Source organism: Pseudomonas sp. RIT409 (genome assembly GCF_003052515.2).
GTDB lineage: Bacteria > Pseudomonadota > Gammaproteobacteria > Pseudomonadales > Pseudomonadaceae > Aquipseudomonas.
Genome location: NZ_QARE02000001.1, coordinates 534139 through 557862, shown reverse-complemented (window position 1 = coordinate 557862; position 23724 = coordinate 534139). Strand labels below are relative to the sequence as shown.

At 59.7% G+C, this 23724-nt stretch carries 21 protein-coding genes and 2 pseudogenes; 10 read left to right on the top strand and 13 right to left on the bottom strand.

What is annotated here, in order from left to right; translation table 11 throughout:
• Positions 1-251: 251 nt before the first annotated feature.
• Positions 252-1199 (bottom strand): LysR family transcriptional regulator, encoded by a 948-nt coding sequence (locus DBP26_RS02475; RefSeq protein ID WP_218565080.1) that lies wholly within the window; start codon positions 1197-1199, stop codon positions 252-254.
• Between the two features lie 261 nt (positions 1200-1460).
• On the opposite strand from DBP26_RS02475, the gene DBP26_RS02470 reads away from it, so the two are divergent.
• The 3 genes from DBP26_RS02470 (at position 1461) to mmsB (ending at position 5481) form a co-directional block, all read left to right on the top strand.
• The gene (locus tag DBP26_RS02470) at positions 1461-2792 is read left to right on the top strand and encodes an MFS transporter (protein WP_108236013.1); all 1332 of its coding nucleotides are present in this window, start codon (positions 1461-1463) and stop codon (positions 2790-2792) included.
• Between the two features lie 124 nt (positions 2793-2916).
• Positions 2917-4443: a CoA-acylating methylmalonate-semialdehyde dehydrogenase gene (locus tag DBP26_RS02465; RefSeq protein WP_108236012.1), complete on the top strand. Its 1527-nt coding sequence runs from the start codon at positions 2917-2919 to the stop codon at positions 4441-4443.
• A gap of 150 nt (positions 4444-4593) precedes the next feature.
• The gene (mmsB, locus tag DBP26_RS02460) at positions 4594-5481 is read left to right on the top strand and encodes a 3-hydroxyisobutyrate dehydrogenase (protein WP_108236011.1); all 888 of its coding nucleotides are present in this window, start codon (positions 4594-4596) and stop codon (positions 5479-5481) included.
• A 69-nt stretch (positions 5482-5550) separates the two neighbouring features.
• Here the strand turns inward: mmsB and grxC are convergent, their stop codons facing one another.
• The 8 genes from grxC to DBP26_RS02420 all read right to left on the bottom strand — a co-directional run bounded on the left by grxC (position 5551) and on the right by DBP26_RS02420 (position 13134).
• Positions 5551-5805 (bottom strand): glutaredoxin 3, encoded by a 255-nt coding sequence (gene grxC / locus DBP26_RS02455; protein WP_108236010.1) that lies wholly within the window; start codon positions 5803-5805, stop codon positions 5551-5553.
• 158 nt (positions 5806-5963) lie between these two features.
• Positions 5964-6887, bottom strand: a complete 924-nt coding sequence (locus DBP26_RS02450) for a LysR family transcriptional regulator (protein ID WP_108236009.1) — start codon at positions 6885-6887, stop codon at positions 5964-5966.
• Between the two features lie 258 nt (positions 6888-7145).
• Positions 7146-7856 carry an iron-containing redox enzyme family protein gene (locus tag DBP26_RS02445; RefSeq protein WP_108236008.1) on the bottom strand — a complete coding sequence of 237 codons (711 nt, stop codon included), beginning with the start codon at positions 7854-7856 and terminating at the stop codon, positions 7146-7148.
• On the bottom strand, positions 7856-9151 hold the full coding sequence (gene ectB / locus DBP26_RS02440; protein ID WP_108236007.1) for a diaminobutyrate--2-oxoglutarate transaminase: 1296 nt from the start codon (positions 9149-9151) through the stop codon (positions 7856-7858). Before ectB ends, DBP26_RS02445 begins: the two co-directional genes overlap by 1 nt.
• A gap of 21 nt (positions 9152-9172) precedes the next feature.
• Entirely contained in the window at positions 9173-9838 is a 666-nt protein-coding gene (locus DBP26_RS02435; RefSeq protein ID WP_108236006.1) for a GNAT family N-acyltransferase, read from the bottom strand.
• Positions 9813-11036, bottom strand: a complete 1224-nt coding sequence (locus DBP26_RS02430; RefSeq protein WP_108236005.1) for an MFS transporter — start codon at positions 11034-11036, stop codon at positions 9813-9815. The genes DBP26_RS02435 and DBP26_RS02430 overlap by 26 nt, the downstream gene beginning before the upstream one ends.
• A gap of 45 nt (positions 11037-11081) precedes the next feature.
• Positions 11082-12011: a ThiF family adenylyltransferase gene (locus tag DBP26_RS02425; RefSeq protein WP_108236004.1), complete on the bottom strand. Its 930-nt coding sequence runs from the start codon at positions 12009-12011 to the stop codon at positions 11082-11084.
• Between the two features lie 16 nt (positions 12012-12027).
• Positions 12028-13134, bottom strand: coding sequence for an alpha/beta hydrolase (locus DBP26_RS02420; protein WP_108236003.1), 1107 nt, complete (start codon positions 13132-13134; stop codon positions 12028-12030).
• Positions 13135-13279: 145 nt separating this feature from the next.
• Here DBP26_RS02420 and DBP26_RS02415 point away from each other — a divergent pair, with 145 nt between their 5' ends.
• Positions 13280-14098, top strand: coding sequence for an isocitrate lyase/phosphoenolpyruvate mutase family protein (locus DBP26_RS02415; RefSeq protein WP_108236002.1), 819 nt, complete (start codon positions 13280-13282; stop codon positions 14096-14098).
• Between the two features lie 85 nt (positions 14099-14183).
• Here DBP26_RS02415 and DBP26_RS02410 read toward each other — a convergent pair whose 3' ends face one another.
• A complete protein-coding gene (locus DBP26_RS02410) occupies positions 14184-14528 on the bottom strand; it encodes a cupin domain-containing protein (protein WP_108236001.1) in 345 nt (114 codons plus the stop codon).
• A gap of 406 nt (positions 14529-14934) precedes the next feature.
• Here DBP26_RS02410 and DBP26_RS02405 point away from each other — a divergent pair, with 406 nt between their 5' ends.
• Complete coding sequence (locus DBP26_RS02405) at positions 14935-15519, top strand: NAD(P)H-dependent oxidoreductase (protein ID WP_108236000.1); 585 nt, start codon at positions 14935-14937, stop codon at positions 15517-15519.
• Between the two features lie 40 nt (positions 15520-15559).
• On the opposite strand, the gene DBP26_RS02400 is transcribed toward DBP26_RS02405, so the two are convergent.
• Together DBP26_RS02400 and DBP26_RS02395 are read right to left on the bottom strand one after the other, a co-directional pair.
• Entirely contained in the window at positions 15560-16531 is a 972-nt protein-coding gene (locus tag DBP26_RS02400) for an alpha/beta hydrolase (RefSeq protein ID WP_108235999.1), read from the bottom strand.
• Positions 16532-16602: 71 nt separating this feature from the next.
• Positions 16603-17247, bottom strand: a complete 645-nt coding sequence (locus tag DBP26_RS02395) for a glutathione S-transferase (RefSeq protein WP_108235998.1) — start codon at positions 17245-17247, stop codon at positions 16603-16605.
• A 94-nt stretch (positions 17248-17341) separates the two neighbouring features.
• Here DBP26_RS02395 and DBP26_RS02390 point away from each other — a divergent pair, with 94 nt between their 5' ends.
• The 3 genes and pseudogenes from DBP26_RS02390 to DBP26_RS02380 all read left to right on the top strand — a co-directional run bounded on the left by DBP26_RS02390 (position 17342) and on the right by DBP26_RS02380 (position 19940).
• Positions 17342-17905, top strand: a complete 564-nt coding sequence (locus tag DBP26_RS02390) for a TetR/AcrR family transcriptional regulator (protein ID WP_108235997.1) — start codon at positions 17342-17344, stop codon at positions 17903-17905.
• Positions 17906-17965: 60 nt separating this feature from the next.
• Positions 17966-18862 carry a LysR family transcriptional regulator gene (locus DBP26_RS02385; RefSeq protein WP_177410982.1) on the top strand — a complete coding sequence of 299 codons (897 nt, stop codon included), beginning with the start codon at positions 17966-17968 and terminating at the stop codon, positions 18860-18862.
• 179 nt (positions 18863-19041) lie between these two features.
• Positions 19042-19940: pseudogene (locus tag DBP26_RS02380) on the top strand (NAD-dependent epimerase/dehydratase family protein).
• A 177-nt stretch (positions 19941-20117) separates the two neighbouring features.
• Here the strand turns inward: DBP26_RS02380 and DBP26_RS02375 are convergent.
• A complete protein-coding gene (locus tag DBP26_RS02375) occupies positions 20118-21701 on the bottom strand; it encodes a peptide chain release factor 3 (protein ID WP_108235995.1) in 1584 nt (527 codons plus the stop codon).
• 360 nt (positions 21702-22061) lie between these two features.
• Here DBP26_RS02375 and DBP26_RS02365 point away from each other — a divergent pair, with 360 nt between their 5' ends.
• Complete coding sequence (locus DBP26_RS02365) at positions 22062-22748, top strand: ABC transporter permease (protein WP_177410991.1); 687 nt, start codon at positions 22062-22064, stop codon at positions 22746-22748.
• A gap of 27 nt (positions 22749-22775) precedes the next feature.
• A pseudogene (locus DBP26_RS02360) lies at positions 22776-23681 on the top strand (glycine betaine ABC transporter substrate-binding protein); the annotation flags it as partial.
• Positions 23682-23724 lie beyond the last annotated feature (43 nt).

The following is a 23724-nucleotide window of genomic DNA, read 5'->3' as shown; positions in this document are numbered from 1 at the left end:
AGGCAATCTTCGGGCCGGGTCTCTTACTGGACGGGCTCCTTGTTGAGGGGGATGTTAGGTTCGCCCCGTGAGCGGAAAAAATAGTAAAGCTCAAATGCATAGTTCAGAGATTTCTAAACTATGGTGGCGAGGTGCGATCTAGACATTCACGCCCATGTAGGGGCGCGCGCTTGCCCGCGACTGCGCTCGCCTGCCTGATACATTTTCGCCCTGTGTGCCGGCCCTTCGCGGGCAAACCCGTTCCTACCGGGTTAGTCGATAAACGTCATCACCTTCGTACTCCCCAGCAAAAACGCCTGATTCTGTTCGGTCACCCCTCGGATGTAATCCCACAGCAGGGTAATCCGCTTGAGCTTCCTCAAATCTTCCCGGCAGTACATCCAGAATTGCCGCGTGATGCTGACATCGCTTTCCAGCACCGGGAGCAATCGCGGGTTTTGCGCGGCGAGGAAGCAGGGCAGGATTGCCAACGCTCGGCCTTGCAGCGCGGCGACGTACTGGGCGATGACGCTGGTACTGCGCAAATGGGCGTGCGCTGCGGGCACCAGGTTATTCAGGTAGAGCAGTTCGGAGCTGAACGCCAGGTCGTCGACATAACTGATGAAGGGGTGATCGGCCAGATCCTCAACGCGTTGGATGGGGCGGTGGGCATCGAGGTATTCCCGCGTCGCGTACAGCCGCAGGGTGTAGTCGCACAGTTTGCAACAGACGTAAGGGCCATGTTCGGGGCGCTCCAGGGCGATGACAATGTCTGCTTCGCGCTTGGACAGGCTGATGAAGTGCGGCAGCGGCAGAATATCCACCGAGATGGCAGGGTAGAGGTCGATGAAATGGCTGAGCTGCGGGGTGATGAAAAAGCTGCCGAACCCTTCGGTGCAGCCCATGCGCACATGCCCGGACAATGCGACGCCGGAGCCTGAGACCTGTTCGCAAGCGATGTGCAGGGTGCTTTCGATGGACTCTGCCGAGCTCAGCAGACGCTGACCCTCGGCGGTCAGCACGAAGCCGTTGTTGCGCGACTTTTCGAACAGCAAGGTGCCGAGAGAGGCTTCCAGCGAGTTGATGCGTCGCGACACCGTGGTGTAGTCCACCCCCAGCCGTTTGGCTGCCGAGCTGGCTTTACGCGTGCGCGCCACTTCCAGAAAAAACTTCAAGTCATCCCAGTTCAGTGCGCTCAGAGACGTGATGCTTTTTTGCATGTTGGACCTGCTTTTATGTGCGTTCTTGTTAGAAGTTTGCACATCTATACTTCGAAGCGGGCTATAACGCGAATCTACTTACGTCGGAGTGCGCTTGCCCTCGAATGACGTGGCTACATCCAGTACATCTGTATCGCCCGTACGGACCCTGCGCGGGCAAGCGCGCGCCTGCAGTGTTCAATCAAACCGGAGACTCACCCCTCAACCGACACACCCACACGCCATAACACCCTGCACAACAATAAATAAGCGGAGGAGTTTATGAAGAACGCTATTACGGCGAACGCCGGCGCACTCGATGCCAGCGCTGCCCGTCAAAAGACCAAGGCCTATCGGCTTGCCGGTGCGGCGAGCATGGCAGGCACCACCATCGAGTGGTATGACTTTTTCCTGTACGGCACCGCGGCCGCTCTGATTTTCAACAAGATCTTTTTTCCGGCACTGGACCCGATCATCGGCGTGCTGGCAGCGTTCGCCACTTACGCGGTGGGTTTTCTCGGACGGCCATTGGGCGGCATTGTGTTTGGCCACTTTGGCGACAGAATCGGCCGCAAATCGATGCTGCTGTTCACCCTGATGCTGATGGGGATTCCCACCATCATCATCGGCTTGATTCCCACCTATCAACAGATTGGCTACTGGGCGGCTGTGATTCTGGTGGCGATGCGTTTTCTGCAGGGCATGGCAGTCGGCGGCGAGTGGGGCGGCGCGGTGCTGATGGCGGTCGAGCATGCGCCCGAAGGCAAGAAGGGCTTCTATGGCAGCCTGCCGCAAACCGGCGTGGGTGCGGGGCTGGTGCTGGCGTCACTGGCAATGGCGCTGGTCGCCAGGCTGCCGGAAGCCGACATGCTGAGCTGGGGCTGGCGCATTCCGTTTCTGGCCAGCGTCGCATTGCTCGGGGTTGGCTGGCTGATCCGCATGAAGGTGCCCGAATCCCCTGATTTCGAGAAGTTGAAGAAAGCCAACATTGCGGTCAAGGTGCCGCTGTTCAAGGTGTTCCGCGATCACCCGAAGGAAACCCTGACCATCATCGGCGCGCGCACTGCGGAGAATGCGTGGTTCTACATGTCGGTGACGTTCGCGCTGGCGTATGCCGCCAACCAACTGCAGATTCCCCGCGCCGACGTCCTGGGCGCAATCACCGCCGGGGCGGCGCTGTCGCTGGTGACCATGCCCTTGTGCGGGCACATCTCCGACCGGGTCGGTCAGAAGCGTCTCTATTTCACGGGGCTGTTGCTGCTTTGCGCCTTTGTCTACCCCTTCTTCGCCATGCTCGGCACACGCGACCCCGTCCTGGTGTGGTGGGCGATGGTGCTGGCTGTTGGCGTGGTGTTTCCGATCCTGTATGCCCCGGAATCGCTGCTCTTTGCCCGGCAGTACCCCGCTGAAATCCGCTACAGCGGCATCTCGGTGTCGGTGCAGTTGGCCGGTGTGCTGGGCGGCGGTTTCGCGCCCATGATTGCCACCCAATTACTGGCGATGGGCGATGGCAGCCCTCGTTACGTCATCGTTTATCTGATCGCCATGGCACTGGTGGCGCTGGTCTGCACTGCCCTGATGAAGCGCGATCCCGCTCGTCATCGCCTGGTCTGAAGCACCCCTTACCCGTGGCTGCACGGTGGGGCAGTGGTGAGCCTTGAAGCCCCTGCCCGCTGGACGGCTCGAACGAGGCACGCGACGTCACGAACAGGACGTCGCTTCGAATGGAGAACCTGCAATGAACGTGTCCCTCAACAAAAACAATACGACTGTCGCCCGCGTGAAGATGCTGATCGGCGGCGAGTGGGTCGAATCGCAGACGAGTGAATGGCTGGACGTGGTCAACCCTGCAACACAGGAAGTCCTCGCCAAAGTCCCCTTCGCCACTCCAGCGGAAGTCGACGCTGCCGTGGCGTCGGCACAGCAGGCGTTCAAGACCTGGCGCGACACCCCCATCGGGGCCCGGATGCGCATCATGCTCAGGTTGCAGGCGCTGATTCGCGAACACTCCAAGCGGATCGCCAGCGTGCTCAGCGCCGAACAGGGCAAGACCCTCGCCGACGCCGAGGGGGATATTTTTCGCGGCCTGGAGGTGGTGGAGCACGCCTGCTCCATCGGCACGTTGCAAATGGGCGAGTTCGCCGAAAACGTGGCCGGCGGCGTCGACACTTACACGCTGCGCCAGCCCATCGGCGTCTGCGCGGGCATCACCCCGTTCAATTTCCCAGCCATGATTCCGCTGTGGATGTTCCCCATGGCCATCGCTTGCGGCAACACCTTCGTGCTCAAGCCCTCCGAGCAGGATCCGATGTCGACCATGCTTTTGGTCGAATTGGCCGTCGAGGCAGGTGTACCAGCGGGCGTATTAAATGTCGTCCACGGGGGCAAAGCGGTGGTCGATGCCATCTGTACCCACAAGGACATCAAAGCCGTTTCATTCGTCGGCTCGACCGCAGTGGGCACCCATGTCTATGACCTGGCCGGTCAACACGGCAAGCGCGTGCAATCCATGATGGGCGCGAAGAACCATGCAGTCGTGCTCCCGGATGCCAATCGCGAGCAAACGCTCAACGCACTGGTGGGCGCCGGTTTCGGCGCGGCAGGGCAGCGCTGCATGGCAACCTCGGTGGTGGTGCTGGTTGGAGCAGCCAGGCAGTGGACTCCGGACCTCAAAGCGTTGGCACAGAAGCTCAAGGTCAACGCTGGAAGCGAGCCGGGCACCGATGTCGGGCCGGTGATTTCCAAACGTGCGAAGCAGCGGATTCTCGACCTGATCGACAGTGGCATCCGCGAAGGGGCTACGCTGGAGCTTGATGGCCGGGCCATCGAAGTGGCTGGGTACGAAGACGGCAATTTCGTCGGCCCTACCTTGTTCACCGGTGTGTCGACCCAGATGCAGATTTATACCCAGGAAATTTTCGGCCCGGTGTTGTCCGTCATTGAAGTCGACACGTTGGATCAGGCCATCGAGCTGGTGAATGCCAACCCGTTCGGCAATGGCGTTGGGCTGTTCACTCAGAGCGGCGCTGCGGCGCGTAAATTCCAGAATGAAATCGACGTGGGCCAAGTGGGCATCAACATTCCCATTCCGGTGCCGGTGCCGTTTTTCAGCTTCACCGGTTCCCGGGGTTCCAAGCTCGGCGACTTGGGGCCTTACGGCAAACAGGTGGTGCAGTTCTACACTCAGACCAAGACCGTCACCAGCCGTTGGTTCGATGACGACAGCGTGAATGACGGCGTGAACACGACGATCAATTTGCGTTAAGGCAATCACGCGCGATTAACGCACCCCTTGTAGGAGCGCGCTTGCCCGCGAACGCGTCGGGTCAGATAACGAGGAGGTGTCTGAACGAATGCATTCGCGGGCAAGCGCGCTCCTACAGGCGGTGCCCTTGAAGCTGAAAAGGAAAACACCATGAAAATCGCATTCATCGGTCTGGGCAACATGGGGGCGCCAATGGCGCGCAACCTCATCCGGGCCGGGCATCAGTTGCACCTGTTCGACCTCAACAAGCAGGTGCTGGCCGAACTCGCCGAATTGGGCAGTCGCATCAGCGAATCGCCTAAACACGCTGCACAAGGTGCGGAGATGGTCATCACCATGTTGCCGGCGGCTGCACACGTCAGAGCGGTCTATTTGAATGACGACGGCGTACTGGCGGGGATTTCAGCCGGAGTACCCGCGGTGGATTGCAGCACCATCGATCCACAGACCATTCGTGACGTGGCGACGGCGGCGGCCAAGCAGGGTGTGGTGGTGGGCGACGCCCCGGTGTCCGGGGGGACCGGTGGTGCTCAGGCCGGAACCCTGACCTTTATGGTCGGTGCCAGCCTTGAACACTACACCGTCCTCAAGCCGGTCCTCGCGCAGATGGGGCGCAACATCGTGCACTGCGGCCATGTCGGCACCGGGCAGATCGCCAAGATCTGCAACAACATGCTGTTGGGCATTTCCATGATCGGCGTCGCCGAAGCCATGGCGCTGGGCGATCGCCTGGGTATCGATACCGGCGTGCTGGCAAGCATCATCAACAGTTCGACGGGCCGCTGCTGGAGCTCGGAGATGTACAACCCCTGGCCGGGCGTCGTCGACACTGCCCCGGCTTCGCGTGGATACACCGGAGGCTTCGGCGCGGAGTTGATGCTCAAGGATCTCGGGCTGGCCACCGATGCCGCCAAGGCGGTGAAACAGCCCGTGATTCTGGGTGCGCTGGCACAGCAGCTCTACCAGGCCATGAGCCTGCGCGGAGATGGCGGGAAGGACTTCTCGGCAGTGATCGAGGGCTATTTGAAGAAGGATTAGCCGTTCGGCCGAAGACGCTGTTGGCGTCTTACCCGCACGCCAACAGCGAGGGCTGCCATCGCTTATCCGTCAAGCCGCCAACAGCGCATCCAGTTCGCCTTTGCGTTCGAGCAAAGCCATGTCATCGAATCCGCCGACGTGGTGCTCACCGATGAAAATCTGCGGCACGGTCCGGCGACCGCTGCGTTCCATCATGATGCTGCGCTGTTCCATCGAGGCTTGGACATTGATCTCGCGGTAACTCACGCCCTTGGCCTTGAGCAGGTTTTTCGCCGCTACGCAGTAGGGGCAGGTTTGGGTGGTGTACAAGGTGACTTCAGACATGATCGAACGCTCCGGAGTGGCTGCGGACAGACAGCCTTGGGCAGAAAAGGAAAGGCGCCGCAAGTGGCGGCGGATTTCATGACGGTTTACATACTATCCTCATTTGCTCAGGTTTCGGCGGCCGCATGTCGCGCGACGTGATGAATGTGTGGAAGGTCTTAAACCTGGTGCTGGCGCAGGCGCAGTTCGGGTTCATCCCGCGCGGCATTGAGTGCCTCGCAGGCCTCGTTGATGGCGCCTTGGATCTTGGCGGACACCTGAGAGAGGGTGAAGCGCGGGATGCGTTCGTAGTTGGCCACCGTGCGCAGCTCGATGCGCGGCAGTGAAGGCAGTAGTGGGCTGTCGATGATCGGCGTGGTTTTCGGAATCAGCGAGCGCTCGCTCAAGCCGATGCCAGCACCGGCATTGATGGCGTTGAACACCGAGAAGTTCGAATCGGAACTGAAGCTCACACGCGCTTCGATCCCGGCCATGCGCAGCGCGTTCACCGAAATCTCGCGGCAAATGCAGCCTTCGGGAAAATGCACCAACGGCAGGGGTTGCCCGGGTTGCATCAGGGATTGGTCACCGATCCAGTTCAGTTCCTCGTAGCGAATGTGCTCCGCGTTGGCGAGGGTTTGCCCTTCGGGTGTGGCGATGATCACCAGATCCAGATTCCCGTGTTCGACATCGGTGATCAGCAGTTGCGACGTCTTGCAGGTGACGTTCAGGTGGATCGTCGGTTCGAGCGTGTTCAGCGCGCGGATGATGTCGTGGAGAAAGAACAGAGAATAGTCATCGGGTAATCCAAGACGTAATTCGTAGGAGTTGACCTTGTCCTTGAGCCTGAACAGGTTGTCGTTCATGGTCAGGATCTTCTCGGCGGTCATGAGAACTTCTTCGCCGATGGGCGTCAGCCTGAATCCATGGTCCCCCCGAATGAACAACTGCAGGTCGAGCAGTTCTTCCAGTTTTTTGATTTGCATGCTGATGGCCGGTGGCGTCTTGCACAGCACAGCGGAAGAGCGAGTGATGCTCCGGGTTTCGCTGACCGACTTGAATGTGCGCCAGAGGTTGGTATCAACATCGAAAATTCGAGACATGCAGTTCTTTCCTGAAGTGGCTGATTTCGGCGGTTGAAATCAGTTCACTACCCGCGTTCGTATAAAGGTAATGGTGATCGCGCAAGCCTGCGCAGGGCGTTTGGTCGTGAGGTTCAGCACTTCCATGGTGGGCCGAATGATTGGTGATGTGCAAGTGCTAGCAAGACGGGAGGAAGCGCATTTGGTCGTGTTTCATACCATGGCGCGCCGTGGCTCGCCGAGGCGGGCAGGCCGAAAGCATCCGGCCTGCCGGGTGATTCATAACGCGTCGAAAAAGGCCAGGCGCGCTTGAATCATCTGAAACGCTGCGTGGCGCACCACCTCTGAACGCGCCGGGTGTTGGTCGACCTGTCGCGCCAGGATGGCCAACAGCGTGTCGGCGTGTCCATCATCGCATTCGATGTGCAGGGTGAAGAATCGCAGCCTTTGCCGGTCGATGCCCTGCTGCACGAAACCGCTGACGATGTCGCTGTAGATGGCAGGCACAATGGCTTCTGCGCCCAGGCACAGTGCCGCCAGGCCGTAGGCAGCTTCGGGCTGTTTGCAGAAGTTCATCATGCTGTCGATCAGCCGTTGAGTCGCGAGATGGGTTGGATGTGCATCGAGTTGCAAATCGAAGTCTTGCAGCATGTCGCGGTAGATCTGCGAATGAGGTGGCTCGGTCACGTCGCCGAAACCCAGCTCCTCGAACAGGTTGTCGAACACCTCGAGCACGTCCTCACTGGACTCCAGATTGACCATTAGCTGGCAGATGTAGCGGGTGAAGTGTCGGCTGTACTTGCCCTGCTGCACCAGGAAGCCCTTGAGCCGCTCCAGCGACACGTCGCCGTTGCGGCATCCGGTCAGAAAAGGATGGCTGGTGATCTGCGAGATCAATGCCTGCTTCAGGGCAGCCAGGTCTTGAAGGACGTGGGCGCTGGGGTTCCAGTGAGCAATTGGTGTGTCGAGCGGTTGAATCAGGGTGTTCATCAGGCAATTCCTCGCAGCGAGTGGGTGAGTGGGGTGTCAAAGGCCATGGTGCTGAGGCAGGCGCGTTCAAGCGTGTCCAGGCCCTGTTGCAAGGTGGCCGTGTCGATGGTCAGTGGCGGCATCAGCTTGAGGACTTCGTTCTGCGGGCCGCAGGTTTCCACCAGCAGACCCTGTTCGAGACAGGCACCGACCAATGCGCCGGCGACGCTGGCGTCCCGGAACCTCAGGCCCAGGAACATCCCGCGCCCGACGACGTGCGCGTAGCCCGATGGAAAGCCGGAGAGGATCCTTTCGAGCGCGGTGCGCATCAGCGACGCATGCTCGGCGATGGCGTCCTGCAGTTGGCTGTTCTGCCAATAGTCCAAGGCGGCACAGGCGGTGACAAACGCTGGGTTGTTGCCGCGAAAGGTGCCGTTGTGCTCGCCCGCTTCCCAGCAGTCGTGCTCGGGTTTGATCAGCACCAGCGACATCGGCAGACCGTAGCCGCTGATGGACTTCGACAGGCAGATGATGTCCGGAGACAAACCGGCCTGTTCGAAGCTGAAAAAGGTGCCCGTTCGCCCGCACCCTGCCTGGATGTCATCGACAATCAGCAGCGCCCCCAGCGCCCGGCACAAACGCTCGATGCGTTGCAGCCAGCCCGGTTGCGCGCAGTTCAGGCCGCCTTCGCCCTGCACCGTCTCCAGGATGATCGCGGCGGGCGCCTCATAACCGCTGCCCGCGGTCTGGTAGAGCGAGGCGATGATTTCGGCGCTGTCGATGTCCGGGCCAAAAAAACCGTCGTAGGGCAGGCGCACGACGTTGGAAAGCTCGACCCCCGCGACGGCGCGTTTGTCCGCGTTGGCGGTGGCAGCCAGCGCACCCAGAGACACACCATGAAAACCATGGGTAAAGGCCGCGACGCTCGAGCGGCCGGTGACCTTGCGCGCCAGTTTCAGCGCTGCTTCAACGGCGTTGGTGCCTGTGGGGCCGGTGAATTGCAATTGGTAACGCATGCCTCGCGGCGCGAGGATCACTTGTTCGAAGCGTTCGATGAAGCGCGACTTGGCATCGCTGTGAAAATCCAGCGTGGTGGTCACGCCATCCTGTTCGATGTAGGCCAGCAAGTGCTTTTTCAGGTAAGGGTTGTTGTGGCCATAATTCAGCGAGCCGGCGCCGGCAAAAAAGTCGATGTAGGGCTGGCCTTCGATGTCCGTCAGGGTTGCCCCAGATGCGGTGGCGAATACCACGTCGCAGCTCCTGCAGTAGGCGCGCACATTGGATTCGAGCCGGTAAATGGAAGTCGGTGTGTTCATAAGGGTCCGTCCTGCGCGGCGTCAGCCGGCGTTGCGCATCATGATGTAGTTGCCCAGCCCGTCTTCCTGGCCATAAAAGATCGACAGCATGTCTTTGATGTCCAGGTGCAGCACGGTGCATTCCGACGCTTCGTTCAGCTCATCCCGAAAGCGGATGTTCAGGTCACGAAACCCCAGATGAGTGAGGGCCTTGATCGGTGTGGTGCGGGTTTCGACGAAACAGTTGGCCAGCACGTTGTAGTTCTTCTCCCTGAGGCAGTGGTGCAGCGCGGCCTTGACCAGCGCGGCGAATACGCCATGAGGGTAGGCGGCGAATTTCTGGTCGCGGTATCGAGCCGGAACCATCAGGCGCGCACATTCCACCAGCCGGCCTTGTGCTGATTGGCGAAGGGCGGCGATGTCGATGAAGTTCTCCACCGGCAGGCCCTGATCACCGTCGATGACCATGCGCATCACGCCCACCGGTTCACCGTCAGGCCCGGTGGCCAGCAAGTACACTGAAGTGGCGTGATAACGGTCGGTGCACGGGTTGGTGTGGTGCTCGTCGAGCCAGCCGAGTTCTTCTTTGTAGACTTCTTCCCAGACCGTGCGGACCTTGGCCAGATCGTCTTCGCTCTGGGCGATGATGACCCGATTGGTGCACCGGTTCGGCATAGGGAAGTCAAGCGCATGTGTTGAGCGGCGCATGGTGCAGACTCCAGAAACGATGGGTGTAGGAAATGAAAACGAGGGCCGCCGTCATGGCCAGCGCACTGCCTAGGCTCACGATGGTTGCGTCCAGGTATTCGAGCAGGGTGCCGAGCAGCAACGACCCAAGGGGATTGCCGCCCATGAAGAACAGCATCAGTAGCGCCAACACTTGGGCCCTGTTGCGTGGCGGCGCATGTTCTTGGATCAGGGTCTGGCCCATGCTCAGCGCGACGCCACCGAGGAACCCCCAGCCAAACAGCAGCGAGAGCAGCAGCCCACGGTTGAACACGAACGGCAGGGCAGCCAGCAACAGCGCCGCCAACAGGCAGCTAGCGATCAACGCGCGCGGTTTGTGGCGAAGGCCGCCCGTGACCACCAGCGTCACGACTGAAGCGATCAGCCCGATCATGAACACGGTGTTCGCAGTGGCCAGCAGCGAGGCGTCGCCGCCTGCCAACTGCGAGACATGCAACGGCATGACGACGAAATACGAACCGAGGAAAAAGACCCCGATCAGGCCGTTTATCAAGAGCACGGGAAAGACCACCGGATGGTGTGTCGAGTAGCGCCAGGCCGCGCGCGTTTCGTCCAGCACGGCCGAGCGAGGCTTGGTGGGCGTGCTGGTGGAGATGCGCGACACGCTGAGCGAAGCGGTCACGAACAGCAGTGCCAACAAGACGAACATCCATCCGATGCCGAGCTCAGGCGCCTGTCCGCCGAGGGCGTAACCGACGATCTGAATGCCGAATTCGATGCCGATGTTGAGCGTGACCCACTTCTGCAACTGGTGCTGCCCGAGCAGGTTCAACCAGGCTTCCCTCGCCGGGGCGCAAAAAGCCGACAATGCGCCGAACAGCAACGAGTACATCAGCACCATCGGATAGCTCAACCAGCCCTGTGCCACTCCAGCGGCGAACACGAGCGCGAGCAGTCCGGCGCACAGGTAGATCCGCGCCAGCCAACGACGCAAGGGCTGCCGGTCTGCCAGATAGCCCCCGTAAATCACCAGCAACAACACGGGCAGCATCAGGCACATCTGCGCGATACCGAACTGAAAGGGCGAGACGCGAAGCTCGCTGAGCAAGACCCACGGCAAAAAAATGCTGTGGATGCCGACACCGATGAACCACAGGCCGGAGCCGCCAAGGAACAGCGCGATATCGCGGGTTGCTCCGAGTGAAGGGGTGATGTTCAAGACGCTGACCTCGGTGTGGCCCCCGCGAGCGAGGGCCGTGACACGTCAGGCGACGTGGAAGTGTTTTTGGTGTTCGTCCGGGTTGGCCCATTGCCCATCGAACTCGAAGATGCCGTTGTCGAAGGTCGAACCGTCGAACCAGTAATACTTGGGCATGGCCGGCAGCGGTGTGCTGTAAGGGGCGCCTTCCAGGTCGCAGAGCATCAGCGCCGAACGGCACAGGATCAGGTAGTGAGACGCGGTAGGCGCGATCGACAGGATCGGCACATTGCCGGTGTCCTGCATCCAGCCGTAGATGTCGGGGATGCTCGGGAAGCGCGGCTGGTAGGACGCTTGTAGCTTCACGAGCTTATCCACCAGGTCAGGCGTCATCTGCACGTCTTCAGGAACGCCATAAAAGTCTTCCAGCGTGAGACCGTCCTTCTCGAACTTGTAGATGTTGGCGCCCCAGCCCACGACGGAAGAGGCCAACATGCCTTTGCATTTCGCCGATTTGCGATAGGCGCGATGCAGGGCGTAGCGTTCGCCGATGCTGTAGAAGTCCATCTGGTCCAGCACCAGATCGCAGCCGTCGACGAAGGCATCCGCGGTGTGTTTTTGAATGCCCTCGGGATAGACCTCAAGCGTCACGTCACCGGCCAGTTTGTGGACTTCTTCGGCCACCACCAGGGCCTTGTTGCGGCCTACGGTGGAAACCGAAGCGCCAAACTGACGGTTGATGTTGCTGATCTCGAACGAGTCCGGATCGGCGATCTTGATGTGCCTCACTCCCAGACGCGCCAGCCCCAGCGCTACAGCGCCCCCGATGCCGCCAGCCCCTGCCACGCCCACTACGGCGTTGGAGAGCTTGGCCTGGTTCGCGACCTGTTGCTCGGGCGTATTTCCCAGAAAACAACCGCTGCGCGAGACGCGCTCCTGGTACACCTGTTCATTGAGGACGCCTTGCAGCGTAACGATGCGTGCTTTCTTCAGCATGATGGTGCTCCTTTTCTCAATTGCGGCCGCCGCAAAAACTGCAGGTCAATGCCAGTGGGGTATACGTGCCGTCCAGAAACAGTTGAACTTCGCGGTACAGTTCAAAACGCTTTTTTTCGAACAACATGGCGTGGGTGCCTTTATCAATAAGTACCGAGCGCTTGCTGGGGGCATTTACTAAATGGCTGTATAGCCAGTCCGTATCTTCGCGAGGGGTCAATACATGGTCGTAATCACCGCGGATAATTAATACCGGGACTGTGATAGTTGCCGGGTCCCAATAAGTACCGTGCCACGCGTCATAAATATCCTGGGCGAATCCGCCCGGAACTTTGATCGTGCCCTGTGGCGTGCCGCGCTCGGAGAGCGAGTCTTTTGGCCACTGAGTCATGAAGTCCTTTTCCAGCTGTACCTCGGTGCCTGGCGGTCGGTCGTCGGTGAGCATCGCCAGGCGCTTGTCCATGGGGATCTCGTAGAAGTTCTGGCTCGGTCTGTCGGCGCTGCCGAACAGGCTTTTGATGATCGCTGGATCGATGTTGTCCCTTCGCACGATGGGCGAGTTGAACACCACCTTCTCCAGCTTTTCGGGGTGGGCGGTGGCGTAGTAGCCCGCTGGAATCGCACCGCGCGAGGTTGCGATAAGGGTCAGTTGGGTGGCGCCGCTCTGCTTGAGGATGAAGTCGACCGCAGCGTCCAGCACCGGCACCAGGCTCTTTGCATTGCCCACGGGATCGGCCGTGGTCTGGGCCTCGGACTTGCGCATTTCGGGGTAGTCGTCCGAGCGGCCATAACCGGGCAGGTCGATCACCCAGGCGTCCCGCCCGGAATTGGCGACATCCTTCGACCACGAATAACCGTCGATGGGATAACCCGCCGATAACTTGCCGGAGATCGTGGCGCCGTGAACGAAAAGTACAATTTGAGATTGTTTGGGTACCGACTGTTGCGGGCCCGTGGCGGGGTCGTGCCATAGCGCAACTTTCATTGAAGTGCCCGGCAGATTGAATGTGCTAAGTGCTGTTTCGGGCGGCGAGTGAGTTGAGTGAGTGTTTTGCGTTACTTGTTCGGAAAATGCAGTTGTACAGGCGAGCGAAAGCAATAAAGCGGTTACGGTCCGTTTCATGAAAGTGCGTCCAAGGCAAAAGGTGGGGCAAGACTTTCATGATCGTTCCGCGCTGTCTTTTCATGATTTTTGAAATCGATTCAATTTTTTTGAATGGGGTACCGGCGCGAGGCGCTTTAGTCTTGCACCCAGGAGGACGCCATTCATGAATGCAAGCAAGCGCTTCAACGATCTGCACAGGCCCGGTAGCCCCATGTTTGTGATGCCAAATGCCTGGGACGAGGGCAGCGCGCGACTGATCGAACAACTGGAATACCCCACCCTGGGGACCACCAGCGCAGGGATTGCCTATGCCCACGGGTACGGCGACTCATCGGTGACGATGGACAACCAGTTTCGTTTCGACGCCATCGACCGCATCGTGCGCGCCGTGCGGATTCCGGTCAGCGCGGACCTGGAAAACGGTCTGGCGAAAACCGCCGAAGGGGTGGAGAGCAACTTCCGACAGGTTTCCGATATGGGATGTGGCGGTGCCTCCATCGAAGACATCGCCGATTACAGCTCGCCGCAGGGCCCGCTTTTCTTCAGCGTCGAACAGGCCAGCGAGCGGGTGATTGCGGCGTGTGAAGCGGTGCGCACCCGCAATCCGCATTTTGTGGTCACGGCGCGAACTGACTACTTGCTCGGGTCTCATGAATATTCGTTGAGCGAAGTCATCAGGCGCCTCACCGCTTTCGAAGCAGCGGGTGCCGACTGCCTGTTCGCGCCGGGTCTGCGCAGCATGGAGGATTTGAAGACGGTGCAAAGCGAACTGAGCAAGCCGATCAACGTGCTCCCTGCCAAACGCATGACCCTCGATCGATTGCGCGCGGCGGGCGTTCAGCGCGTGAGCCTCGGCAGCTCATTGTTTCGTGCGGCCTACAAACAGATCGCAATGGTCCTGGCGGAGTTGGATCAGGTCACCGGAATGGATTACATGCAGCGGGCGTTGGCGCCCGGGCATCTTGAAAAAATAATGCGCTGACCGGCCCCATCCTGCGCAAGCGTGGTTGCGCAGGATGGGTGGCTACCGTGGCGGCTGATCCACTGTAGGGGACCCGCTTCGGCCTTTACGCAAACACGAAGTACTTGCGCACGGTCTCAACCACTTCCCACGTGCCTTTCATTCCGGGCTCGACGATGAACTTGTCACCGGCTCGCAGGTGAATGGGCTCTTTGCCTTCCGGCGTGATGATGCAATAGCCTTCCTGGAAGTCGCAGTACTCCCACTTCACATACTCGACATACCACTTGCCCGGCGTGCAGATCCAAGTGCCCATGATTTTCTGGCCGTCGGCGCTGGTGTAGGCGTTGAGGTTGACGGTATGCGGGTCGCCGCCGATGCGTTCCCATTTGCACGCGTCGACGACGGGCACCGGTGTGGTATCGCGAAGAACAATGATCGAGTCGCTCATGAAAGCTCCATACGAGGTGGCGAAAGAGGGGTGAATGGCGCTCGCACACCTTAGGGGGCCCGGTGGGCGCTCAGTTGTCTGTGCTCGACATCGGGGTGTCTGGAAGCGCAACGGTGCTCGCCGTTGTCGGCCGGGAGTGACGTGTTGATTACCCCTCCCAGCGAGCAGGGGATGACGGTCGCAACCGGCCTGCCCACGCCACCCTTACAGTTCGGTTCGGATTCTGAAGGCAATAATGACTTAGAGATTCGTGACTTTAACGCAAATGTTTTTTGCTCTGACGCAGGTTATTCAACGCGTGTTGAACCGCTATCCTGCCGTCCATTCCCTATCCATTCTCCCTGACTGATCCCCCGCATGGCCCACTTTGAGTCGGCCAGCGCTTGGGCAGTGACGAGGTGCTTTCATGAAAAAAATACTCTTCATCAATGGCGGCAAGCAGTTCGCTCACTCCGATGGCCGTTACAACGCGACCTTGCACGAAGCGGGCATCGCTTTCATGGACCGTGCCGGATTCGACGTGAAGCAGACCTTCATCGACGGTGGCTACGACATCGCCGAGGAAGTGCAGAAATTCCTCTGGGCCGATGTCATCGTGTGGCAAATGCCGGGGTGGTGGATGGGCGCGCCCTGGACCGTGAAGAAGTACATCGACGAAGTCTTCACAGAGGGCCACGGAAGCTTGTACGCCAACGACGGCCGTACCCGCTCCGACAGTTCCCAGAAGTACGGCAGCGGCGGCTTGCTTCATGGCAAACAGTACATGATCTCGGCCACTTGGAACGCTCCCCAGCAGGCATTCGACGACCCGACCGATTTCTTCGAAGCCAAGGGTGTAGACGCCGTTTACTTTCCGTTCCACAAGGCCAACCAGTTCCTGGGCATGACCGGCTTGCCGTCCTTCCTGGCTGTGGACGTGATGAAAGTGCCGAACATCGAACACGATGTGAAGCGCTACGAGGCTCACCTCGCCTCGGTGTTCGGCGTCTGAAACGTGTCGTGCGGAGTTTCGCCGCACGGCACACCGGGCCTCACTTCACGCCGTTCAAAAACAGGGTGGCGTGTTTGACGAACAGTTCCGGATATTGATAGATCGCGCCGTGATTCGAATCCGGGTAGATCACTAATTGGGCGTTCGGCAGGTTCTGTTGCAGCGTCACGTCGTTCACCGTGTAGAACACGATGTCGTTGCTGCCGGCCACCACCAGCGTAGGCTGATGAATGTTCTTGAGGTAGTCGTTGGCATGCTCCGCTGGAGTGCCCCAGCCGGCGATCGCGGCGGCTTGCGCGGGGGCCGTCTTGTCGTTGACGTCGACGTCGCGGTTAACCTTGCGCGCCCGCAGCCGCGTCAGGAATTCCCGCCCCGATGCCTGGCTTTCGGCGCTTTGGGTGAAGAATACGTCGAGCAACAGTTCGTCCGGCACTTCGCGTTTCTTGGCCAGATACCCCTGAAACTCCGGTGTGAGCGAAGCCATCCCTACACCCGCGCGAGGGGATGAACCGACCAGAATCAGGCGACGCACCAAATCAGGATGATCGAGCGCCACCTGCTGAGCGATCAGACTGCCCATCGAAAACCCCAGCAAGTCGGCTTTTTTCACGCCCAGCGCCTGGAGCAGGCCAGCGGCGTATTTGGCCATATCTTGGATGTTGTTCGGCACCTGGCCGCTCGAGCTGGCAACGCCTGCGTTGTCAAAGAGAATGACTTCGCGATCACGGGCGAAGCCGTCGATGACTTCGGGGTCCCAGCTGTCCAGATTGCCGACGAAGTGCTGAAGAAACACCAATGGCACGCCCCCTGTTTTGCCGAAACGTCGGTAGGCGAGTTGGGCGCCGTCCACATTGACGAATTGAGTCGGGGCGGTCTGATGGGTGTAATGGCTGCCTGCTTTGCCAGCTACGCGGGTGGTATCGGCGTGAGCCGTCATCAGCGTGCAGGCGGAGGTGAGCGCGACGATGGTCAGGGCGTGACGCAACGCACGACTAGGGGTGTAAACGGTCATGAACAGTCTCTTCAAAGCGTGAGATGAAGGGGTGGGGTGCCCTGATGCTGTGCCGCTCATGGCGGGAAGAATCAAGCCGGATTACGCACGCTCGGACGCTGCTGTACGTTGGCTTGCCAGGATTTCAGCGCGGTGCATTCATCCGGAATGTCGATATTGGCGAAACCGGCGAAGATCAGGCCCCCGAGCACGGTAATGTCGGCCATCGAGAAGTGATCCCCGGCAACGTAGGGCTGGCTGCGCAGCACGTGGTCGAAATATTTCATCCCGGCCACTGCCTTGTCGCGCTGGCGGTTGCCCCACTCGACGCGGCCTTCCCACTCAGGGCTCTTGTACGGTTGCAGCGCAGCACCCAGGCCAGGCGTCGCGTGGTGGAAGTAAAAGCCGACCGGGTCGGCAAGCTCGGACTCGGCGCGTTTCTGCATCATGTGAATGACCGCTTTTTCCTTCGGCGTCTTACCGGTCAGCGTCGGGTTGCCGTCGAGATTATCGAGGTATTCAGTAATGGCCGTGCATTCGGAGATGTATGTCCCGTCATCCAGTTGCAATACGGGGACGGTCCCGGTGGGGTTGATCGCCAGAAACGGCGGCTGTTTGTGTTCGGCGGCGGGCAAGTCCACCTTGATGAACTCCACGCTCGACGCCAGACCTTTTTCCGCAAGAACGATTCGGATGCGCAAAGGATTGGGAAAACCGGGAATATCGAAAACTTTCATGCGAGCTCCATAGCTGTCTATCTATCGGTAGGTATACACTGCGCTGAGATGATTTCGCCTGTCAACGTCTATCTATCGATAGGAAGGTAAATTTATGACGATGGATACTCGGGAAACGATCATGACGGTCGCCCGGAAAATGGTTCAAACCCGCGGCTACAATGGCCTGAGCTTTCGCGAATTGGCCAAGGAAGTGGGCATCAAAAGTGCGAGTATTCACTACCATTTCCCTACCAAGGGGGATCTGGGCAGCGCGTTGGCCCGACGCTACACCGAAGACGGCATCGCCTATCTGAGCGGTCTGCGCGAGGACTCCGACGACCTGAACCTCTGGATGAAGGGCTACACCGAAATTTTTCGCATGGCGCTGGTCAACGATAATCGGATGTGTCTATGCGGCATCATGGCCGCCGAGTACGACGATCTTCCCCCCGAAGTCCGGGTTGAAGTCGACAACTTCACGGACGTCAACGTGCGTTGGTTGAACGACGTGCTTTCGGTCTGTCGGCCTCAGTTGACCGACGATGAGCGATTGAGCCAGGCGCTGGCGATCTACGCAGCGGTGGAAGGGGCACAGTTGGTGGCTCGCGGGCGTGGCGATATCGCCGTCTTCGATACCACGATCCAGGCCTATCGAACTGCAGGGCTGCTGCCGTGATGCGGATGGTGTTTGCTGGCGCCGCGTTTCCACAGCCACGACGTACAACGGAGAATGACCTTGAAAGCCCGATCCGATGAGCTGCAGGTGTTCGTGTCTGTGATCGAAAGCGGCTCTATCTCCGCTGCTGCCGAACAGATGAACCAGACGCCGTCGGCGATCAGCCGCACGCTGTCCCGTCTTGAAAACAAGCTCGACACGACATTGATCAACCGTACGACTCGGCGGATGGACCTGACCGAGGAAGGCAAATTCTTTCTCGAGCGGGCGCGGCAGATCCTGGCGCAGATGGAAGACCTGGAAGAGCGCCTGTCTCTTCGGCAACAGACGCCCTCCGGGCGTTTGCGAATCAATGCAGCATTTCCGTTCGTGCTGCATTCCATCGTTCCGTACGTGGCAGAGTTTCGGGCGTTGTATCCAGAAATTCAGCTGGAGCTGAACAGCAACGACGTGATCATCGACCTGCTGGAGCAGAGCACCGACGTCGCCATTCGTATCGGAGACCTGGCCGACTCGACGCTGCACGCGCGCTCCCTGGGCACCAGCCCACTGAACATCTTGGCCAGCCCCGAGTACCTGAAAAAACACGGCACACCCAGGACAGTCGATGACTTGAACGGGCACGCCTTGCTGGGTTTCACCCAGACCGAAACGCTCAACCACTGGCCGTTGCGACATGCCGATGGCGAGCAGTTTCTCATTCGGCCCACCGTGGCAGCCTCCAGCGGTGAAACCCTGCGCCACCTGGCGCTGGCGGGCGAAGGCATCGTCTGCCTGTCGCACTTCATGACCCATGAAGACATTCGTCAGGGGCGCCTGGAGGTCGTATTGCCCGACGCGAACAATGGCTACCGTCAGCCTATCCACGCGGTTTATTACCGCAATTCCCAATTGGCGCTGAGAATTCAGTGCTTTCTGGACTTTATCCAGCAGAAGTTGCGGCGGTACGCGGCGTGAGTTTCACGGTTTGCGCCTTCAACGGCGTCTCGTGCGATCACGCCGTGCGATGACCTCTGGACAAGGGAGGAAGCGATCTTTGCCACACACGCAAAGGTCATTTGGTTCGATGCTGGTTTTTTTCAACAGTGGGGCCGTAGTTCCATGGGCGCATTCCATTCGATTCAACGGAGGCATTCATGAACGTTTTCATTACCGGCGCGGCGGGTTTCATCGGCGGTTCCATCGCCACGGGTCTGGTCCAGAAAGGCCATCACGTTACGGGTCTGGTGCGCAGTGCCGAACAGGCGGAAGAATTAACGGCGTTGCGTATTGTCCCGGTCGTCGGGACGCTCGACGACAAGGCTTTGCTGATCGAGCAGGCACGCCGGGCTGATGCGGTGATCAATGCCGCCAGCAGTGATCACTTGGGCGCGGTCCTAGCGCTGATCGAAGGGCTCGAAGGTTCTGACAAGCCGTTGCTGCACACCAGCGGCTCCAGCATCGTCGGCGATGCTTCGGGCGGCGAGCACTCTGACGTGATCTATTACGAAGACAACCTGCCAGCGCCGACCTCCGACAAAGCGGCTCGCGTCGCCATCGATGATCGGGTGATCGCCTCTGCCCAAGAGGGCGTGCGCTCGGCCGTGCTCTGCAACACCTTGATCTACGGCCACAGCCTGGGCGTGAACCGCGACAGCGTGCAACTGCCAAGTCTGGTCAAAAAGGCTCGCAAGAGCGGGGTCGTCCGGCACGTCGGCAGCGGTGGCAATATCTGGTCGAATGTGCACATCGACGATGTGGTCGAGCTTTACGCACTGGCGCTGGAAAAGACCCGGCTGGCACCTTCTATTTCGTTGAAAGCGGCGAAGCGTCATTTCTGGACATGAGCAATGCCATCGCACAGGCCATGGGGCTTGGCAAGGCGCAGGACTGGCCGCTCAAAGACGCTGAAGCCGAGTGGGGTTACGAGATGGCCAATTATGGCTTGGGCTCCAACAGCCGCGTGCGTGGCAAGCATGCACGGGAATTGTTGGGCTGGGCTCCGAAAACCACCTCGGTGATCGACTGGATCAAACACGACATGATCAAGAACTGAGTTGCGGTGGTAGGCGCGCGCTTGCCCGCGATGGCGTCCTTTCTGACACAGTGCTGTCGGTCAACCAAACGCACTCGCGGGCAAGCGCGCGCCTACAGATATCACGTTGAATGATCGTTCCCATGCTCTGCGTGGGAACGATCAAGGCGCCGGGCCGGGGGGCGGCGCTATCAGCTATTAATGATGCTCCCGCGTCGCGCGGAATTTGACATCTGGCCAGCGCTCTTCCATCAGGCTCAGGTTGACCCGTGTCGGCGCTAAATAGGTCAGGTGACCGCCGCCGTCCACTGAAAGGTTTTCCACCGCCTTGTTTTCGAATTCCTCGAGTTTCTTCTTGTCGGCGCAGTCGATCCAGCGCGCGGACCACACGGTGATCGGCTCGTAGGAGCATTCCACCTTGTATTCCTCTTTCAATCGGCTGGCCACCACGTCGAACTGCAGCACACCCACCGCGCCCAGGATGATGTCGTTGCTGCGCATTGGGAAGAACACCTGCGTTGCACCTTCTTCGGCCAGTTGCTGCAGGCCTTGGCGCAGTTGCTTGGATTTCAGTGGATCCTTCAGACGCACGCGACGGAACAGTTCCGGGGCAAAGTGAGGGATACCGGTGAAGCCGAGACCTTCCCCTTCGGTGAACGTGTCGCCGATTTGAATCGTGCCGTGGTTGTGCAGGCCGATGATGTCGCCGGCATAGGCCTCTTCCAACTGCTCGCGCTCGCTGGAAAAGAACGTCAGTGCATCGCCGATTCGGACGTCCTTGCCGGTCCGCACATGACGCATCTTCATGCCCTTGTCGTACTTGCCTGAACAGATGCGCATGAACGCGATGCGGTCACGGTGCTTGGGGTCCATGTTCGCCTGGATCTTGAACACGAACCCGCTGAACTTCTCCTCGACCGGCTCGACCGTACGCTCATGGGCAACCCGGGCCAGTGGCTGCGGCGCCCAGTCCACGACCGCATCCAGTACATGATCGACACCGAAGTTGCCCAGTGCAGTGCCGAAAAACACCGGCGTCATGTGGCCGTCGAGGAATTGCTGTTGATCGAACTCATGGCAGGCACCCTGAACCAGTTCGAGCTGTTCGAGGAAGCGCTCGTACTCGTCGCCCAGATGAGCCCGGGCTTCGTCGGAGTCCAGTTTCTGGATGATCTTGGTCTCGGTGCGCTCATGGCCATGACCGGGCGTGTAGACGATGATGTAGTCGCCCGCCAGGTGGTACACGCCCTTGAAGTCACGGTAGCAGCCGATGGGCCAAGTGATGGGCGCCGCCTTGATCTTCAGGACGGCTTCGATTTCGTCGAGCAGTTCGATCGGGTCGCGAATGTCGCGGTCCAGTTTGTTGATGAAACTGACGATCGGCGTGTCGCGCAGGCGGCAGACATCCATCAGCGCGATGGTCCGCGGTTCGACACCCTTACCGCCGTCAAGCACCATCAAGGCCGAGTCCACTGCGGTGAGGGTACGGTAGGTGTCTTCCGAGAAGTCTTCGTGGCCGGGGGTGTCGAGCAGGTTGATCATGTGTTCGCGGTAGGGGAACTGCATGACCGACGTGGTGATGGAAATACCCCGCTGTTTCTCCATCTCCATCCAATCGGATGTGGCATGGCGATCGGACTTGCGGGATTTCACCGTACCGGCGACGGCAATGGCCTTGCCCATCAACAGAAGCTTTTCAGTGATGGTGGTCTTACCGGCGTCGGGGTGAGAAATGATGGCGAAAGTGCGGCGCTTCGCGACTTCGGCGGCCTGTCTGGTCATGGGAAATCGCCCGAGAGGTGATTCAAAAAAGGGCGGCGATTATAGCCCAAACGAACGCAATATCCGAACCGTTCAGTCAATCAGGGGTGGCCAAGTAGCATCTCACGTGGGAACCTTTGCGGTTCCGGAGACGTCCATTCCCCTGCTGCCCATGACGCGGCAAGCGTTGCCAGGGGACGCACTATCTGCAAGTCAGCTTGACGAAGCTGCGCTCATGGCTCGTGTTTTCGCCGCTTATCGGCGACCCACCCGCTGCTCTTCGCGACCCTTCGCGGGCGGCCTGAAAAGGCCCGTCACGGGAGGTGTTCGCCGACTGAAATAAGGAGTCCGCCCGTGGCTAATCGCTATGGCAAGGGGCTGATGGGAGGTGCGATCGCTATCGTGCTCCTGGCCCTGCTGGTCCAATGGATCGGCATCGACACAATCAAGCAGTATCAGGACGATCTGCTGTTTTATCTGCAAGCCCATGTGATGCTGGTACTGGCATCGATGCTGGCGGCACTGGTGGTCGGAATCCCGACCGGCATTGTGCTCAGCCGACCGAACATGGTTGGCCGCGCCGAACGTTTCATGCAGATCTTCAACATCGGTAACACCGTTCCTCCTCTGGCCGTATTGGCCATCGCCCTGGGCATTCTGGGCATCGGCAGTGGGCCTGCCATCTTCGCGCTGTTCCTCGCTTCGTTGTTGCCCATCGTGCGCAACACTTATGAAGGCCTGAAAAACGTTCAGGGTTCGCTCAAAGAAGCCGCGACCGGCATCGGCATGACACCTCGCCAGGTCTTGTGGCGTGTCGAGTTGCCCAACGCTGTGCCGATCATCGTCGGCGGCGTTCGGGTCGCGCTGGCGATCAACGTCGGTACTGCACCGCTCGCGTTCCTGATCGGTGCCAACAGCCTCGGCAGCCTGATTTTCCCCGGTATTGCGCTGAACAATCAGCCCCAGTTGGTCCTGGGTGCAGCCTGCACAGCGCTGCTCGCGCTGTTGCTCGATGGCGCCGTGACCCTGATGAGCCGCCTCTGGCTGGAACGAGGGCTGGCTCGCTGAGCGAGTGGCCGAGAGAAAGGAATTTTCATGAAAAAACTCTGCACATTCATCATGGGCGCAGGCTTGCTGTTGGCCGGATTTGCCCAGGCGGCCGAAGCGCCCGCCGAACGTCCTGTCCTGCGCATCGGCGCGCGGGTGTTCACCGAACAGACCATCCTCGCCGAGCTCACCGCCCAGTACCTGCGTGACAAGGGTTACCAAGTCCAGATCACCGGTGGCCTGGGCAGTAACCTGGCTCGCAGTGCCCAGGAAAGTGGACAGCTGGACATGCTCTGGGAATACACCGGGGTCTCGCTGGTGTCTTACAACCACGTCGATGAAAGGCTCGACAGTGAACAGACTTACCAGCGGGTCAAGGAGCTGGACGCCAAGAAAGGTCTGGTCTGGCTCTCGCCGTCCAAGTTCAACAACACCTATGCATTGGCCCTGCCGGAAAAGATCGCCAGACAGTATCCGCAGATTTCCACCATTTCCGGGCTGACCGCATTGCTCAAGGATGAAGTCGGGGAAGGTCATATCGTGGCGCTGGACACCGAGTTCGCCAACCGCTCCGACGGCCTCGTGGGGCTGGTCAAGCACTACGACATGAACCTGAGCCGCGAGAACACCCGGCAGATGGACGCCGGCCTGGTCTACACCGCGTTGAAGAACGGCCAGGTATTCGCCGGGTTGGTGTACACCACCGACGGTCGGTTGAACGCGTTCAAACTCAAAGTGCTGGATGACGATAAACACTACTTTCCGGACTACACCGCTGCACCGGTCATTCGCAAGGAGTATCTGGACAAGCACCCGCAATTGGCTGACCTGCTCAAGCCCTTGGCGGCGCTGTTGGATAACCAGACGATGATCGACCTCAACGCTCGCGTCGACGTCGACCACGAGAGTCCCACTGTCGTTGCCGCGGATTTCCTGCGCAGCCATCCGATCCATCCATCTTCCGAAAGCGTGCCGGTCAAGCAGACCCCGGCGCTTG